Consider the following 14,860-nt stretch of genomic DNA (forward strand, 5'->3'; position numbering starts at 1 on the left):
GTATGCGGCTAAACTCTTCGCTGTTATTTGGCCTGCTCTGTATTTCCCCTGTTACGCAGGCCACTTTTTTGCCCGGCAGGGTGACCCTCGATCGTTACCTGGCAAAACTGGGGTCAGACCAGCAGGTGAATACCGCGCAGGGCATTGACTGGGGCATCGTCCCCGGTCCGTTTTATACCCCGGAACTGGGCATCGGTATTGGCGTTGCGGCTGTCGGGTTGTACCGGCCCGATCGGCAGCAGGAAAACACACCGCTCTCGTCGCTGGCTCTGACAGGCTTTGTCAGTTCGACCGGGGCTTTCGGCTTCGGGTACGAGAATGACACCTTTTTTCACCATGACCAGTGGCGGTTTTATATCGAGGGTGACCTCAGCCATCGCCCGCTCTACTACTGGGGGCGGGGCTATCGTGAAGGGCGCCATCGCCACGACAGGCAAAAATATGACTCCAGCCGTTTTAACGCCACGCCACAGCTGCTTTATCGGCTGCGCGCCAACACCTATGCCGGGCTTGGCTGGGCGGTTTCATGGGAGCGTGCTTCCGCGTTGCAGGATAAGCCATCGGGCGGCTTTTCGCGCCATCCCGTCGCGCTGGATCAGCTAAACTCCGGCTTCAGCCTGCTGTTCAGCTATGACACGCGCGATTTTATCGCTAATCCGTCGCAGGGGCAGGTGTTGAGCATCCATTACACTGATTACCTCCCTTCGCTGGGCAGCGATAACCGCCTTAAGGTCTGGGATCTGCAGTATGACCGTTACCACCCGCTTAATGACTCCACGCTGCTGGCCTGGGAGCTGTATAGCCGCCTCGCGACCGGGCAGGTGCCGTGGACCATGCTGGGTTCGCTGGGCGACAGTCGCCACCTGCGCGGCTATTATCAGGGGCGCTTTCGCGCGCGAAATATTGTGACTACCCAGCTCGAACTGCGGAAAAAACTGAGCTGGCGCCATGGCGTGGTGGGCTGGGTCGGCGCGGGCAGCATGTCTCAGCGCCCGAGTGAAGTGCTGGATGGCCACTGGCTCCCTTCGATTGGGGTTGGCTACCGCTTCGAGTTTAAAAAACGGATGAATGTGCGGCTTGATTACGGTGTCGGTCAGCGCAGCTCCGGTTTCTATTTCCAGGTTGGTGAAGCATTTTGATCGCGCGTCTCTTACTCGCGTTCAGCCTGTTGCTGGCAGGCTGCCAGGCTCCACCTCTGGAGAACCGGCCGTTTAACGCGGTGAATTTACAGGGCCCGGCCACAGTCGCCAGCCAGGTCTGGCCGGTGATAGCCAGGCTGCCCGCACCGCAGGGCCTGCGCCCCTGCTGCGCCTTCGGTTATAACGTGCGGGCAAAAGTGCTGGGTATTCCCGTTCCAGGATTCAAAATCGGCAACGTCATCGCCCCGGACGATAGCGGTCAGCATCACTATAATGACCACTTACTGAGTATCCTCAGCACGCTGAGCGGTCTGAATCGCGAACATGACGGCATCATCTATACGCTGCGCGGCGGTTTTATCGATCTCGCCCACGTGCGCGATACCGCCGATAATACCCTGTGGCTATTCAGCCAGATCTGGCCGCGCCTCGGCCAGGCTTTCACCGTCAGGCTTGATGATGAGCTGGGGCAGCGCACGATCCGCCTGTGGCCGTTTACCCCGCCCGCGACTGCGCTTGCGCGCTACCATCTGGCCGTGATGATGGCCGCTCAGCTGGCTTATCAGCTGGCGGTGTGGCATGAGGTGGCGCAGTGGTACGGTTTTGAGTCGGTACCTGGCTACCCTGAAGCCGTGTCGGCATTTTCACCGGAAGACCTCTATTCCAACCTGCTTGGCGCGCGCCTTGCCAGCGACCTGTTGAACCATGGCGGCGCCAGCACGCTCAGGCAGTATCAGCGTACAATGGCGCAGGCAATCCCGCAGGCGCTGGCGCAGCTTGAGGCAGTCAGCCCGCAGCAGACCCGTTTTCACTTCGATATGCTCGACGGCAAGTGGTGGAATAGCCGCTGCCGCCTGCCGGATAAATTCCTGGTACGCCGGCGCAACTATCTTACTGGCGCCCTGCGCTACCCTACCCGCCCGGCCGAGCGCGTGCCGATGCTGTGGCTGACGCTACCCGACAGCTTTCATGGCCAACCGCTCAGCGCTTTCGCCCGGCTGGAGATCTGGCCCGGTAACAATATGAAACAGCTGGCCGCGCCCAAAAGCCCCAGGATTTTCTATCGCTTTGCCGATTTTGCCACGCTGGCGCAGCAGGCAAAAGAGGTCGACCGCCGCCGGCTGCTGCGTATCGGCCAGCGCTGTAAATGAGTATTTTATCGCCATTATCGCGTTGTTTTTCATAAGATAAAGTTATGTCTTAGCGTTCATTTTTTGCCCTCGCCGTTAGCCCCTGGATCGCTGCTTGCTGCTTTCCGCTGCCGATCTCACCAGGCAACCGATTACGCTGGCGAGAAAGCAGGCAAAAGCCCTTTTGCCAGAAAGTTCCCCTCCACACGCCAATAAACGTGATACACATCACACTTTAACTGAATTGAAATGAAACAGAATTTGACAAGTGTGAGCGATCTCTATTTCCTTATAGCCTGTTCGCGGCACACTGCCGCTGCATTCAAGGCGGGTGTTTTCGTCGCATCAATAATCACCCATCGTCGCCCGTAGAAACCGTAACCCGATCGTCGTGCTGGCTGCCGCGCAGGGTCACAGAGCATGTGGTAATAATAATGAAATATAAAATTATGATGGCTGGTGCGCTGGCCGCGCTCTCTTATACCAACGTTTCTTTTGCACAAGATAGCAACCCGGAATATGTTTCTGACTGGTGGCACCAGAGCGTAAACGTGGTGGGCAGCTATCACACCCGCTTCGGGCCGCAGCTGAATAATGACCTGTATCTGGAATATGAAGCCTTCGCCCACAAAGACTGGTTCGATTTCTACGGCTATATCGACGTACCTAAATTCTTCGGCGTGGGTAACGGCAATGACGTTGGCGCATGGGACGATGGCTCACCGTTCTTTATGGAGATCGAACCGCGCTTCTCGATCGACAAACTGACCGGCACCAGCCTGGCATTCGGTCCGTTTAAAGAGTGGTACTTCGCGAATAACTATATCTACGATATGGGTGACAATAAGGCCAACCGCCAGAATACCTGGTATATGGGCCTGGGCACCGATATCGACACCCATTCTGATATCGGCCTGTCGCTGAACGTGTATGCGAAATATCAGTGGGAAAACTACACTGCTGCCAACGAAGACAGCTGGGACGGTTACCGCTTCAAGGTGAAATACTTTGTGCCGCTGACCCAGGTTTGGGGCGGCAACCTGAGCTATATCGGCTTTACCAACTTTGACTGGGGTTCTGACCTCGGTGATACCGCAGGCCGCAGCAGCAACTCGATTGCTTCCAGCCATATTCTCTCGCTGGGCTATGACCACTGGCACTACTCGTTCGTGGCGCGTTACTTCCACAACGGCGGCCAGTGGGAAGATGGCACCGAGCTGAACTTCGGCAAGGGCAACTTTAACGTGAAGTCGAACGGCTTCGGTTATTACGTGGTGGTGGGTTACAACTTCTGATAACCCGCTGCGGGCCGATCGAAACAAAAGATCGGCCCCTACGTACTGCCTGGATCGCGGGCCGATCGAAACAAAAGATCGGCCCCTACGTACTGCCTGGATCGCGGGCCGATCGAAACAAAAGATCGGCCCCTACGTATTGCCTGGATTGCGGGCCGATCGAAAAAGAGGATCGGCCCCTACAAACGATGATTCAACGCGCCTGAAGGCGCGTTTTTTTTGTGCCCGCTAAAACGCTATACTCGGGCCGGCAATATTGCCTCTGCAAAAAGGAATTTTTATGTCTGCGAAGTCCGTCGACCACAGCGTTAAGCTGCGCCCGCTGGAGCGTGAAGATCTGCGTTTTGTCCATCAGTTAGACAACAACGCCAGCGTGATGCGCTACTGGTTTGAGGAGCCGTATGAGGCCTTTGTTGAGCTGTCTGACCTTTACGACAAGCATATTCATGACCAGAGTGAACGGCGTTTTGTGGTGGAACATGACGGCAGCAATGCCGGGCTGGTAGAACTGGTGGAGATCAACCATATCCACCGTCGCGCCGAGTTTCAGATCATTATTGCCCCGAGTCATCAGGGTAAAGGATTGGCAACAAAGGCGGCCAGACTGGCGATGGATTACGGTTTTTCGGTGCTGAACCTCTATAAACTTTACCTGATCGTCGATAAAGAGAACGCCAAGGCCATTCATATTTATCGCAAGCTGGGTTTTGAGATTGAAGGGGAGCTGATCCACGAATTCTTTATCAACGGCGAGTACCGCAATACCATTCGCATGTGTATTTTCCAGCATCAGTATCTGGAACGCTTCCGGCCACCGCACGCCATGGTCAATCCAACGGCGCAGTAAACCATCAGGCCGGATCGCTCCGGCCTGAATCGTTTATCCGCTTAGCCGCGCGCGCCCACCGGGTTCATGATGGTTTGCAGGATTTCCGGCTCAATTTTATACATTCCCCCGTAGAACGGGTCCACCACCAGCCAGCCGGGGAAGCCAAGCAGGGGAATATTGCCGAGCAGATACCACAGATTCGGGCTCTCTTTCAGCGGCAGGGTTTGCGGCACGTAGCCAGGCCGTTCCAGCATCACCCGGTATTTTTTCTTGCCGAAGTAGCTGCCGTTCGACTTAAGAAGGCTGACGGTTTTTGGCGTATAGCCTTCAGCCACCGCGATGCCCGTCTCATCCTGCACCACAAACTTCACCCCCGGGGGCTGAGTTTGCAGGGTCACATCCTGACGCTCACTGCCGACAATCGTCGCGCATCCACTTAACATCCACGCTGCTGCCAGCGCTGCTATCAGCCGTTTCATGGTTAACCTGCTTTTATCCCAACATGACAGTAGTCTAAGCGTTGCGTGGACAAACAAGCGGGCTAATAGCGTATGAATTGGGCGCTTATTCCAGCCTTGGCCACCAGTCAGCCAAACATCTTTTCCAGATAGCGCTCAAGTGCCATGCGCGAGCTGAAGCCGTGGGGGATGCCGTAATGGTCGTTCGATTCCCCGGCCAGATACATCGGGAAACGCACATAGTGGTCGCAGGTTTTCACGTCTGATGATGCCAGTGCCAGCGACTGGCTGCGCTCCTTTAACGTCGGGTGGATCACCAGTGCCGTCCGCCCGAGGCGCGCCTCGCGATTGACGTAGACATAGTCTTCACCACGACGATAACCGTAGGTTTTTGTGGTAACCGCGTCCATTTCAAATCCCGCTTTTTCCAGTACGCGAGCAACCTCATCAGGTCGTAGATACATGCTTATTCCTCTCAGTCTGCCAAACCCCGCAACCTTACAACGGCTGCGCAGTCAGGGCTTTCGGATTAGTCCATAAACGCCGCCCGGCGGTTGGCGTTATGTGAAGCTGTTCTATACTAATAGTAGGTTTTTACAGTAAGGGAGCAAAAAATGTTCAACCGGACATCGAAAAATAACGATATCGACCTGAATCAGGATGTTTCCCAGCTGGCGGACAGCCTCGACGATCTGCTGAAGTCTTACGGCAGCAAAACCAAAGATGAAGTGGAAGGCGCACGTTCACGCGCTGAAGCGCTGCTGAAAGAGACGCGGGCGAAACTGCACGGCAATCATCGTCTGACGCAGGTGGCAAAAGACGGTGCCGGGCACGTTGATAACTACGTGCGCGATAAACCCTGGCACGGAGTTGGCATTGGTACCGCGCTCGGTATTTTTGTCGGTGCACTGATCGCGACGACCACATCCTCACGCTGATTATTGACAAAATTTAACTGATTGATCATCGGCCCGTGGCGAAAGCTGCGGGCTTTTTTATTGCCTGAAATTTTTTTATCTGACGCAAACCTTGCGGCACAAGGGCTGGATGCGAGGTGGATTACCATATGCAAAAATACTATATGTTGTGTGGTTGCATTTCAGCATCGCTATATCTAGTATTTACTCCATCAAGACCACGCAACCAGTTGTGGTCGCGGCGGCGCCAGTAGTGTTACCAGAAAGCGCCTGTTAAGCCAGTCAAACAGCCATCAAGGTAAATACGAATCATGCGCATTATTATTTACACTAAAGATAACTGTGTCCAGTGCAATGCAACAAAAAACGCGATGGACCAGAAAGGGATTGATTATCAGCTGATTAATCTGGACCACGAGCCGACCCACGTGGACGCGCTGAAATCGCTGGGCTACCGTCAGGTGCCGGTGGTCATGGCGGAGCAGGACCACTGGAGCGGCTTCCGCCCGGACAAAATCCAGGCCCTGAGCCAGCTGGCACAGGCGCGGGGATAAGCTGATGACAACGCTGGTCTACTTTTCCAGCCTGTCAGAAAACACCCATCGTTTTATTACCCGTTTAGACCTGCCAGCCCGGCGCATCCCGCTGGATAACGCACAGCGTCTGCAGGTCGATGAACCTTACATCCTGATAGTGCCGAGCTACGGCGGCGGCACCGCTCAGGGTGCGGTGCCTAAACAGGTAATTCAGTTTCTGAATGACACCCACAATCGTCAGCTGATCCGCGGCGTTATCGCCGCTGGCAACCGCAATTTTGGCGAGGCTTTTTGCCTGGCTGGCGACATTATTGCGCGTAAATGCCAGGTGCCTTACCTCTATCGCTTTGAGCTGATGGGCACCGCTGACGATATCGCTAACGTTTACCACGGAGTAACCCAATTTTGGCAGCGACAGACAGCACACTCATAGAGGCCCAGCCGGCCACTGCCGATTATCACGCGCTCAACGCGATGCTTAATCTGTACGATGCCGAAGGCCATATTCAGTTTGAAAAAGATCGCGAGGCTACGCGCCAGTATTTTATCCAGCACGTGATCCCTAACAGCGTGCGGTTCGATTCCATTGCTGAACGCCTGCAGTATCTGGTTTCCGAAGGCTATTACGAAGCCGACGTGCTGAATGCCTATCCGTTTGAGTTCGTCTGTTCGCTGTTCCAGCAGGCTTATGAGCGCCGTTTCCGCTTCCAGACCTTCCTCGGCGCGTGGAAGTTTTACACCAGCTATACGCTGAAGACCTTCGACGGCAAGCGCTACCTGGAAGGCTTCACCGAGCGCGTCTGCATGGTGGCGCTAACGCTGGCCCAGGGCGACCAGGCGCTGGCGCACGCGCTTACCGATGAGATCCTGTCCGGGCGTTTCCAGCCTGCAACGCCCACCTTCCTCAACTGCGGCAAGCAGCATCGCGGTGAGCTGGTCTCCTGCTTCCTGCTGCGCATTGAAGACAATATGGAGTCGATTGGCCGCGCGGTGAACTCAGCCCTGCAGCTCTCCAAGCGCGGCGGCGGCGTGGCGTTCCTGCTCTCTAACCTGCGCGAATCCGGCGCGCCGATCAAGCGCATCGAGAACCAGTCGTCCGGCGTGATCCCGGTGATGAAGATGCTGGAGGATGCGTTCTCTTACGCCAACCAGCTCGGCGCACGTCAGGGTGCTGGCGCGGTGTATCTGAATGCGCACCACCCTGATATCCTGCGCTTCCTCGACACCAAGCGCGAAAATGCCGATGAGAAAATCCGCATTAAAACGCTGTCGCTCGGCGTGGTGATCCCGGATGTGACCTTCCAGCTGGCGAAAGATAACCAGCCCATGGCGCTGTTCTCACCCTATGACGTTGAGCGTATTTACGGCCTGCCGTTTGCCGATATCAGCATCAGCGAAAAGTATGAAGAGATGCTGGCCGACGAGCGCATTCGCCGCACCTTTATTAACCCGCGTGAATTTTTCCAGACGCTGGCCGAGATCCAGTTTGAGTCCGGCTATCCGTACATCATGTTTGAAGACACGGTGAACCGCGCTAACCCGATCCACGGGCGCATTAACATGAGCAACCTGTGTTCGGAAATTTTGCAGGTCAACACCCCCACCGAATACAATGATGACCTCAGCTATCGCCGCATCGGCAAGGATATCTCCTGTAATCTGGGTTCGCTGAATATTGCGCACACCATGGATTCGCCGGACTTTGCCCGCACGGTTGAGATTGCGGTACGCGGCCTGACGGCGGTTTCCGATCAGAGCCACATCCATTCAGTGCCGTCGATTGAACAGGGGAATGCCCAGTCGCATGCTATTGGCCTCGGGCAGATGAACCTGCACGGTTACCTGGCACGCGAAGGTGTCCACTACGGTTCCGAAGCCGGGCTGGATTTCACCAATATCTACTTCTACACCATCACTTATCACGCGCTGCGAACCTCAAACCTGCTGGCGCGCGAGCGGGAAAGCACTTTCAGCGGCTTCAGCGATTCGCGCTATGCCAGCGGTGAATACTTTCATCAGTACGTTGAGCAGAGCTGGCAGCCGCGCACCTCGCAGGTTGCCGAGCTGTTTGCCGCAGCCGGGATTGCCATCCCGACGCAGCAGCAGTGGCGCGAGCTGAAAGAGTCGGTGATGCAGTACGGCCTGTATAACCAGAATTTACAGGCGATCCCGCCGACCGGTTCAATCTCGTATATCAATCACGCCACGTCGAGTATTCACCCGATTGTGTCGCGCATTGAGATCCGCAAAGAGGGCAAGACCGGGCGGGTGTACTACCCTGCTCCGTTTATGAATAACCATAATCAGCAGTTTTACCGTGATGCCTATGACATCGGCCCGGAAGCGATTATCGACACCTACGCGGAGGCAACGCGCCATGTCGATCAGGGGCTGTCGCTGACGCTGTTCTTCCGCGATACCGCCACCACGCGCGATATCAATAAGGCGCAGATTTACGCCTGGAAAAAAGGGATAAAGACACTTTATTACATCCGCCTGCGCCAGATGGCCCTGCTGGGGACCGAAGTGGAAGGCTGCGTCTCCTGCTCACTGTAAAAACAACGCTGCGGGCGGGGCATGCCCCGCCCCTACGAATAACGCACCGCATAGCGTAGGGTAAGGCATGCCTGCCCCACCAGGATCCGCCCAGGAACAACACCATGAAATTAAAAAAAGTTCACGCCATCAACTGGAACAACATCGAAGACGAGAAAGATCTGGAAGTGTGGAACCGCCTGACCAGCAACTTCTGGCTGCCGGAAAAGGTACCGCTGTCTAACGATATTCCGGCGTGGAACTCCCTGAATGCCGATGAGCAACAGCTGACCATCCGCGTGTTCACCGGCCTGACGCTGCTCGATACCATCCAGAACACCCTCGGCGCTCCGGCGCTGATGGCCGATGCGCTGACGCCGCATGAAGAGGCCGTGATGTCGAACATCAGCTTTATGGAAGCGGTGCATGCCCGCTCTTACAGTTCGATCTTCTCCACGCTGTGCCACACCAGCGATGTTGATGCCGCCTACGCCTGGAGCGAAGAGAATGCCCCGCTGCAGCGCAAGGCAGAGATCATTCTGCAGCACTACTACGAAAACGACCCGCTAAAGAAGAAGATCGCCAGCGTGTTCCTCGAATCGTTCCTGTTCTACTCTGGCTTCTACCTGCCGATGTACTGGTCGAGCCGCGGCAAGCTGACTAACACCGCCGATCTGATCCGTTTGATTATCAAAGATGAGGCGGTTCACGGTTACTACATCGGCTACAAGTATCAGAAAGCCCTGGAAAAAGAGACGCCGCAGCGCAAAGAGGAGCTGCAACAGTTCGCCGTAGAACTGCTGCTGGCGCTGTATGAAAACGAAATTGAATATACCGATGCGCTGTACGCAGGCGTCGGCTGGCAGGAAGAGGTGAAAAAGTTCCTGCATTACAATGCCAACAAGGCGCTGATGAACCTCGGCTACGAGGCGCTGTTCCCCTCTGAGATGACCGATGTTAACCCGGCTATCCTCTCGGCGCTGTCGCCAAACGCCGATGAAAACCACGACTTCTTCTCCGGCTCCGGCTCCTCCTATGTGATGGGTAAAGCGGTCGATACCGAAGATGAAGACTGGAACTTTTAATCTCTTTAGCAGTGGCTGCCAACGGCAGCCATTTTTCACCGTCCCCCCGCTATATTAGTCATTTAATTTCAGCCATTCAGAAGCCGATCGACGTGATAAATATGGCAGTTTTATGACGATTATTTTCCGCATATTCCCCTCTGACCGTACACCAATTCCAGCCCTACCAGGACCATTCTCAACAGAATATTCATTTTTTTCACCCTCGTTCAATCCGCTGCAATCCCTTACCCGCTCTGGCATTAGCCAGGACGGGCATCTCATTATGCATTTTTGATCTGGCCATTTAGGGTTGTCTCAGATTCTCAGTGTGCTACGGTATAGGCCGATAATATTTGACCACACAGAAGAGATAATATAATAAAACCCACCAATAACCGGAAATAAATTAATGCATGGCTATTAAATTAGAAGTTAAGAATTTATATAAAGTCTTTGGGGAAAATCCCGAGCGCGCATTTAAGCATATTGAAAAAGGAATCAGTAAAGAGGCACTGCTGGAGAAAACTGGCCTGTCTCTTGGCGTGAAAGACGCCAGTCTGGCCATTGAAGAAGGCGAGATCTTTGTCATCATGGGGTTATCCGGTTCAGGGAAATCCACCATGGTTCGCCTTCTCAATCGTCTGATAGAACCCACCCGCGGCCAGGTCATCATTGATGGCGAAGATATTGCCAAAATATCCGACAGCGCATTACGCGAAGTCCGCAGAAATAAAATCAGCATGGTATTCCAGTCATTCGCACTGATGCCGCATATGAACGTGTTAAATAATACCGCCTTCGGCATGGAATTAGCTGGCGTCCCGTTACAGGAGCGCCAGGATAAAGCCATGGATGCGCTGCACCAGGTGGGGCTGGATAATTATGCTCATGCTTATCCCGATGAACTCTCCGGCGGGATGCGTCAGCGCGTTGGATTAGCACGAGCGCTGGCAATTAACCCCGACATATTATTGATGGATGAGGCTTTCTCCGCGCTCGATCCCCTGATTCGCACCGAAATGCAGGACGAGCTGGTGAAATTACAGTCGCGCCACCAGCGCACTATCGTATTTATCTCTCATGACCTCGACGAAGCGATGCGCATTGGCGACCGCATTGCCATTATGCAGGGCGGCGAAGTGGTGCAGGTCGGCACCCCGGATGAGATCCTGAATAATCCGGCCAATGACTACGTGCGCACCTTCTTCCGCGGCGTCGATATCAGCCAGGTGTTTAGCGCAAAAGATATCGCCCGCCGCAGCGCCGCCGCACTGATCCGTAAAGCGCCCGGCTTCGGCCCGCGCTCGGCAATCAAGCTACTGCAGGATAATGACCGCGAGTACGGCTACGTGCTGGAAAAACAGCGCTTTGTTGGCACCGTATCGATTGACTCGCTGAAGGCCGCCCTGGCCGCCGGTGAAGGGCTGGATCAGGCAATGCTGGCAAGCCCGACGCCGATGGCGGCCGAGACTTCGCTGAGCGATCTACTCTCCCACGTGGCGCAGGCCCCCTGCGCGGTGCCGATTACCGGCGACGAGGGTCAGTACATCGGCATTATTTCCAAAGGCATGTTATTGCAGGCATTAGATCGTGACGGGGGTCAGGCATGAGCGAGCAAACCAGTAATCCGTGGGACACCAGCGCCCAGACCACCCGCGCACCTGCTGACGGTAGCACGGCCACCAGCAGCAGCGATCCGTGGGGTTCTCCCTCGGATGCCGCCACCAGCCAGCCCGCACCCGATGCGGCAGCAGGCGGCAGCACGGATGCGTGGGGCGCCCCCTCCGGCGGCGGACATGAGGCGGCGGCCAGCGGCAGCGACTGGCTGAACAGCGCTCCGGCCCCGCAGGCCGAACACTTCAATATTCTTGACCCGTTTCACAAAACGCTGATCCCACTCGACGGCTGGGTAACCACGGCGATTGACTGGATCGTTTCCCACTTCCGCCCGCTGTTTCAGGGGATCCGCCTGCCGGTGGACTATATCCTCAGCGCCTTTCAGCACATGCTGCTGGGCATGCCGGCCCCGGTGGCGATTATGGTCTTCTCGCTTATTGCCTGGCAGCTCTCCAGCCTCGGCATGGGCATCGCCACGCTGGTGTCGCTGATTGCGATTGGCGCGATTGGGGCCTGGTCGCAGGCCATGGTGACGCTGGCGCTGGTGCTGACCGCCCTGCTGTTCTGCATTATTATCGGGCTGCCGCTTGGCATCTGGCTGGCGCGCAGCCAACGTGCGGCAAAGATTATTCGCCCACTGCTCGATGCGATGCAGACCACTCCGGCGTTTGTTTACCTGGTGCCTATCGTGATGCTGTTCGGCATCGGTAACGTACCCGGCGTGGTGGTGACCATTATCTTCGCCCTGCCGCCGATTGTGCGCCTGACCATTCTGGGGATTAAGCAGGTGCCCGCCGATCTGGTAGAAGCCGCAGAATCCTTCGGGGCCAGCCCGCGCCAGATGCTGTTTAAAGTACAGCTGCCGCTGGCGATGCCGACCATTATGGCCGGGGTTAACCAGACCCTGATGCTGGCGCTGTCGATGGTGGTTATCGCCTCGATGATCGCCGTGGGCGGCCTCGGCCAGATGGTGCTGCGCGGGATTGGCCGCCTCGATATGGGGCTGGCGACCGTCGGTGGCGTCGGCATCGTGATTCTGGCGATTATCCTCGACCGCCTGACCCAGTCACTGGGCCGTGACAGCCGCAGCCGCGGTAACCGCCGCTGGTACGCCAGCGGTCCTCTGGGGCTGATTACCCGCCCGTTCGCCAAATAACGCTTCCGGCGGCGCCCGTTGCGCGCCGCCTGCCTCCTCCGCAAGACCCATGATAAAAAGGAATAACTATGCGCAAGATGACCTTGCTGGCCGCTGCATTCACCACTCTGGCTACCGTTCAGGTTTCTGCCGCCGATTTACCGGGTAAAGGCATTACCGTTAAGCCGGCGCAGAGCACCATCACCGAAGAGACATTCCAGACGCTGCTGGTGAGCCGCGCGCTGGAGAAGCTCGGCTACACCGTCGATGACCCGAGTGAAGTTGACTATAACGTGGCTTACACCTCGATCGCCGCAGGTGATACGACGTTTATCGCCACCAACTGGCAGCCGCTGCATGATGATATGTATAAGGCCGCCGGCGGCGATGCCAAATTCTATCGCCAGGGCACCTATGTGCAGGGCGCGGCGCAGGGGTATTTGATCGACAAAAAAACCGCCGAGAAGTACCACATTACGCGTATCGATCAGCTAAAAGATGCGAAAATCGCCAAACTGTTTGATACCAACGAAGACGGCAAAGCCGATCTGACCGGGTGTACGCCAGGCTGGGGCTGTGAAGCGGTGATTAATCATCAGATAAAAGCCTACGACCTGAGCAACAACGTGGAGCACAATCAGGGTAACTATTCGGCGATGATTGCCGATACCATCACCCGCTTTAAAGAGGGCAAGCCGGTGCTGTATTACACCTGGACGCCGTACTGGGTAAGCGATGTACTGGTTCCGGGCCGTGATGTGGTGTGGCTGCAGGTGCCATTCTCCTCCATGCCGGGCGAGCAGAAAGATGTGGATACCAGGCTGCCGAACGGTGCGAACTATGGCTTCCCGGTGAACACCATGCATATCGTGGCGAACAAAGCCTGGGCGGAGAAGAATCCAGCCGCGGCGAAGCTGTTTGCCGAGATGAAGCTGCCGATTGCCGATATCAATGCGCAGAACTCGCGTATGCACCAGGGCCAGTCTTCCGAAGCGGATATTAATGCTCACGTTGACGGCTGGATCAAAGCGCATCAGGCCCAGTTCGATGGCTGGGTGAAAGACGCGCTGGCTGCGGGTAAATAAATCAGCCTTGATTACCGGTTAACGCGGGGCGACCCGAAAAGCGGTCGCCCCCTACATTGAGTCCGCGTGGCCAGGATGATTTTCGTAGGGGGCGGCCTTCTTTTCGGTCGACCCATGCATTGAGTCCGCGTGGCCAATAGGATTTTCGCAGGGGGCGACCTTCTTTTCGGTCGACCCATGCATTGAGTCCGCGTGGCCAGGATGATTTTCGCAGGGGGCGACCTTCTTTTCGGTCGACCCATGCATTGAGTCCGCGTGGCCAGGATGATTTTCGTAGGGGGCGGCCTTCTTTTCGGTCGACCCATGCATTGAGTCCGCGTGGCCAGGATGATTTTCGTAGGGGGCGGCCTTCTTTTCGGTCGACCCATGCATTGAGTCCGCGTGGCCAATAGGATTTTCGTAGGGGTCGACCTTCTTTTTCGGTCGACCCATGCATTGAGTCCGCGTGGCCAGGATGATTTTCGTAAGGGGCGGCCTTCTTTTCGGTCGACCCATGCATTGAGTCCGCGTGGCCAATAGGATTTTCGTAGGGGTCGACCTTCTTTTTCGGTCGACCTTATGGCGCTACAATCCTAAATTCGGGGCGACCCGAAAAGCGGTCACCCCCTACGGTTATCCTGCCAGGCGGACAACTGGTTTGTCCTGTCAATTATCATGTGAGTAAAATAGTTTTCTGGATTACTATTAGCCTATGAGACATTTCTTTAGTCCACATAGATTGTCATGAACGCCTCCCGCTCTGGCCTTAATCTCGTCCAGATTGCGCCAGTCTCTGCCGCTAGTGCTCTGCCCCTCGCCTGTTACCACGATGCCCAATCCACTGCTGGCCCTGATTATCGGGATTCTGCTACTCGACCTGCCGCTGCAGGCCGGGCACATTACTCATCTGAGTGCGATCGTTCAGCCGGGTATAAGGTTTGTACAATCGGTGTTTTGTTAACCTTACTTAACCTTTTTAACGGGTGGTACGGCTTGATTTCCAGGGCGCTGGCCAATGATTTTTTGCGGAAAAAATGAAGTTTTTTCAGACACCGCGGCCTGTTAACGCATTTCGCACTCTGGTAAGGTTATGCGCAATTTATTCAGGCTGGTTATTTTTTCACGTGAAATTATTCAG

General features: G+C 55.7%; 14 protein-coding genes. 12 read left to right on the forward strand and 2 right to left on the reverse strand.

The window, feature by feature from the left end:
* The first annotated feature begins 2 nt into the window (after window positions 1–2).
* From ACLI4M_RS04390 to speG, 4 genes are all read left to right on the forward strand, one after another.
* On the forward strand, window positions 3–1,139 hold the full coding sequence (locus tag ACLI4M_RS04390) for a BamA/TamA family outer membrane protein (protein ID WP_133622923.1): 1,137 nt from the start codon (window positions 3–5) through the stop codon (window positions 1,137–1,139).
* Complete coding sequence (locus tag ACLI4M_RS04395; RefSeq protein WP_413449780.1) at window positions 1,136–2,290, forward strand: DUF4056 domain-containing protein; 1,155 nt, start codon at window positions 1,136–1,138, stop codon at window positions 2,288–2,290. Before ACLI4M_RS04390 ends, ACLI4M_RS04395 begins: the two co-directional genes overlap by 4 nt.
* A gap of 413 nt (window positions 2,291–2,703) precedes the next feature.
* The gene (locus ACLI4M_RS04400; RefSeq protein ID WP_133622922.1) at window positions 2,704–3,564 is read left to right on the forward strand and encodes a nucleoside-specific channel-forming protein Tsx; all 861 of its coding nucleotides are present in this window, start codon (window positions 2,704–2,706) and stop codon (window positions 3,562–3,564) included.
* A 280-nt stretch (window positions 3,565–3,844) separates the two neighbouring features.
* Window positions 3,845–4,411 carry a spermidine N1-acetyltransferase gene (gene speG, locus ACLI4M_RS04405; protein ID WP_048915044.1) on the forward strand — a complete coding sequence of 189 codons (567 nt, stop codon included), beginning with the start codon at window positions 3,845–3,847 and terminating at the stop codon, window positions 4,409–4,411.
* Between the two features lie 41 nt (window positions 4,412–4,452).
* Here speG and ACLI4M_RS04410 read toward each other — a convergent pair whose 3' ends face one another.
* Window positions 4,453–4,872, reverse strand: a complete 420-nt coding sequence (locus tag ACLI4M_RS04410; RefSeq protein WP_048915043.1) for a hypothetical protein — start codon at window positions 4,870–4,872, stop codon at window positions 4,453–4,455.
* A 107-nt stretch (window positions 4,873–4,979) separates the two neighbouring features.
* Window positions 4,980–5,315 carry a DUF2002 family protein gene (locus ACLI4M_RS04415; protein ID WP_048915042.1) on the reverse strand — a complete coding sequence of 112 codons (336 nt, stop codon included), beginning with the start codon at window positions 5,313–5,315 and terminating at the stop codon, window positions 4,980–4,982.
* A 150-nt stretch (window positions 5,316–5,465) separates the two neighbouring features.
* On the opposite strand from ACLI4M_RS04415, the gene ACLI4M_RS04420 reads away from it, so the two are divergent.
* The 8 genes from ACLI4M_RS04420 (at window position 5,466) to proX (ending at window position 13,743) form a co-directional block, all read left to right on the forward strand.
* On the forward strand, window positions 5,466–5,789 hold the full coding sequence (locus tag ACLI4M_RS04420) for a DUF883 family protein (protein WP_133622921.1): 324 nt from the start codon (window positions 5,466–5,468) through the stop codon (window positions 5,787–5,789).
* A gap of 290 nt (window positions 5,790–6,079) precedes the next feature.
* Window positions 6,080–6,322 carry a glutaredoxin-like protein NrdH gene (nrdH, locus tag ACLI4M_RS04425; protein WP_133622920.1) on the forward strand — a complete coding sequence of 81 codons (243 nt, stop codon included), beginning with the start codon at window positions 6,080–6,082 and terminating at the stop codon, window positions 6,320–6,322.
* Window positions 6,323–6,326: 4 nt separating this feature from the next.
* Window positions 6,327–6,737, forward strand: a complete 411-nt coding sequence (gene nrdI, locus ACLI4M_RS04430) for a class Ib ribonucleoside-diphosphate reductase assembly flavoprotein NrdI (RefSeq protein ID WP_133622919.1) — start codon at window positions 6,327–6,329, stop codon at window positions 6,735–6,737.
* Window positions 6,710–8,860, forward strand: a complete 2,151-nt coding sequence (gene nrdE / locus ACLI4M_RS04435) for a class 1b ribonucleoside-diphosphate reductase subunit alpha (RefSeq protein WP_133622918.1) — start codon at window positions 6,710–6,712, stop codon at window positions 8,858–8,860. Before nrdI ends, nrdE begins: the two co-directional genes overlap by 28 nt.
* A gap of 104 nt (window positions 8,861–8,964) precedes the next feature.
* Window positions 8,965–9,924, forward strand: coding sequence for a class 1b ribonucleoside-diphosphate reductase subunit beta (nrdF, locus tag ACLI4M_RS04440; protein ID WP_133622917.1), 960 nt, complete (start codon window positions 8,965–8,967; stop codon window positions 9,922–9,924).
* Between the two features lie 395 nt (window positions 9,925–10,319).
* Entirely contained in the window at window positions 10,320–11,516 is a 1,197-nt protein-coding gene (gene proV, locus ACLI4M_RS04445; protein ID WP_133622916.1) for a glycine betaine/L-proline ABC transporter ATP-binding protein ProV, read from the forward strand.
* Window positions 11,513–12,679: a glycine betaine/L-proline ABC transporter permease ProW gene (gene proW, locus ACLI4M_RS04450; RefSeq protein ID WP_133622915.1), complete on the forward strand. Its 1,167-nt coding sequence runs from the start codon at window positions 11,513–11,515 to the stop codon at window positions 12,677–12,679. The genes proV and proW overlap by 4 nt, the downstream gene beginning before the upstream one ends.
* 68 nt (window positions 12,680–12,747) lie before the next feature.
* The gene (proX, locus tag ACLI4M_RS04455; RefSeq protein ID WP_133622914.1) at window positions 12,748–13,743 is read left to right on the forward strand and encodes a glycine betaine/L-proline ABC transporter substrate-binding protein ProX; all 996 of its coding nucleotides are present in this window, start codon (window positions 12,748–12,750) and stop codon (window positions 13,741–13,743) included.
* The last annotated feature ends 1,117 nt before the right edge of the window (window positions 13,744–14,860 follow it).

Origin of the sequence: Erwinia sp. LJJL01 (assembly GCF_047300805.2) — a bacterium.
GTDB lineage: Bacteria > Pseudomonadota > Gammaproteobacteria > Enterobacterales > Enterobacteriaceae > Erwinia > Erwinia aphidicola.

Coding starts and splice junctions, on each gene's coding strand:
- ACLI4M_RS04390 (WP_133622923.1), top strand. CDS start 3: ATGCGGCTAAACTCTTCGCTGTTATTTGGCCTGCTCTGTATTTCCCCT.
- ACLI4M_RS04400 (WP_133622922.1), top strand. CDS start 2,704: ATGAAATATAAAATTATGATGGCTGGTGCGCTGGCCGCGCTCTCTTAT.
- speG (WP_048915044.1), top strand. CDS start 3,845: ATGTCTGCGAAGTCCGTCGACCACAGCGTTAAGCTGCGCCCGCTGGAG.
- ACLI4M_RS04410 (WP_048915043.1), bottom strand. CDS start 4,872: ATGAAACGGCTGATAGCAGCGCTGGCAGCAGCGTGGATGTTAAGTGGA.
- ACLI4M_RS04415 (WP_048915042.1), bottom strand. CDS start 5,315: ATGTATCTACGACCTGATGAGGTTGCTCGCGTACTGGAAAAAGCGGGA.
- ACLI4M_RS04420 (WP_133622921.1), top strand. CDS start 5,466: ATGTTCAACCGGACATCGAAAAATAACGATATCGACCTGAATCAGGAT.
- nrdH (WP_133622920.1), top strand. CDS start 6,080: ATGCGCATTATTATTTACACTAAAGATAACTGTGTCCAGTGCAATGCA.
- nrdI (WP_133622919.1), top strand. CDS start 6,327: ATGACAACGCTGGTCTACTTTTCCAGCCTGTCAGAAAACACCCATCGT.
- nrdF (WP_133622917.1), top strand. CDS start 8,965: ATGAAATTAAAAAAAGTTCACGCCATCAACTGGAACAACATCGAAGAC.
- proV (WP_133622916.1), top strand. CDS start 10,320: ATGGCTATTAAATTAGAAGTTAAGAATTTATATAAAGTCTTTGGGGAA.
- proW (WP_133622915.1), top strand. CDS start 11,513: ATGAGCGAGCAAACCAGTAATCCGTGGGACACCAGCGCCCAGACCACC.
- proX (WP_133622914.1), top strand. CDS start 12,748: ATGCGCAAGATGACCTTGCTGGCCGCTGCATTCACCACTCTGGCTACC.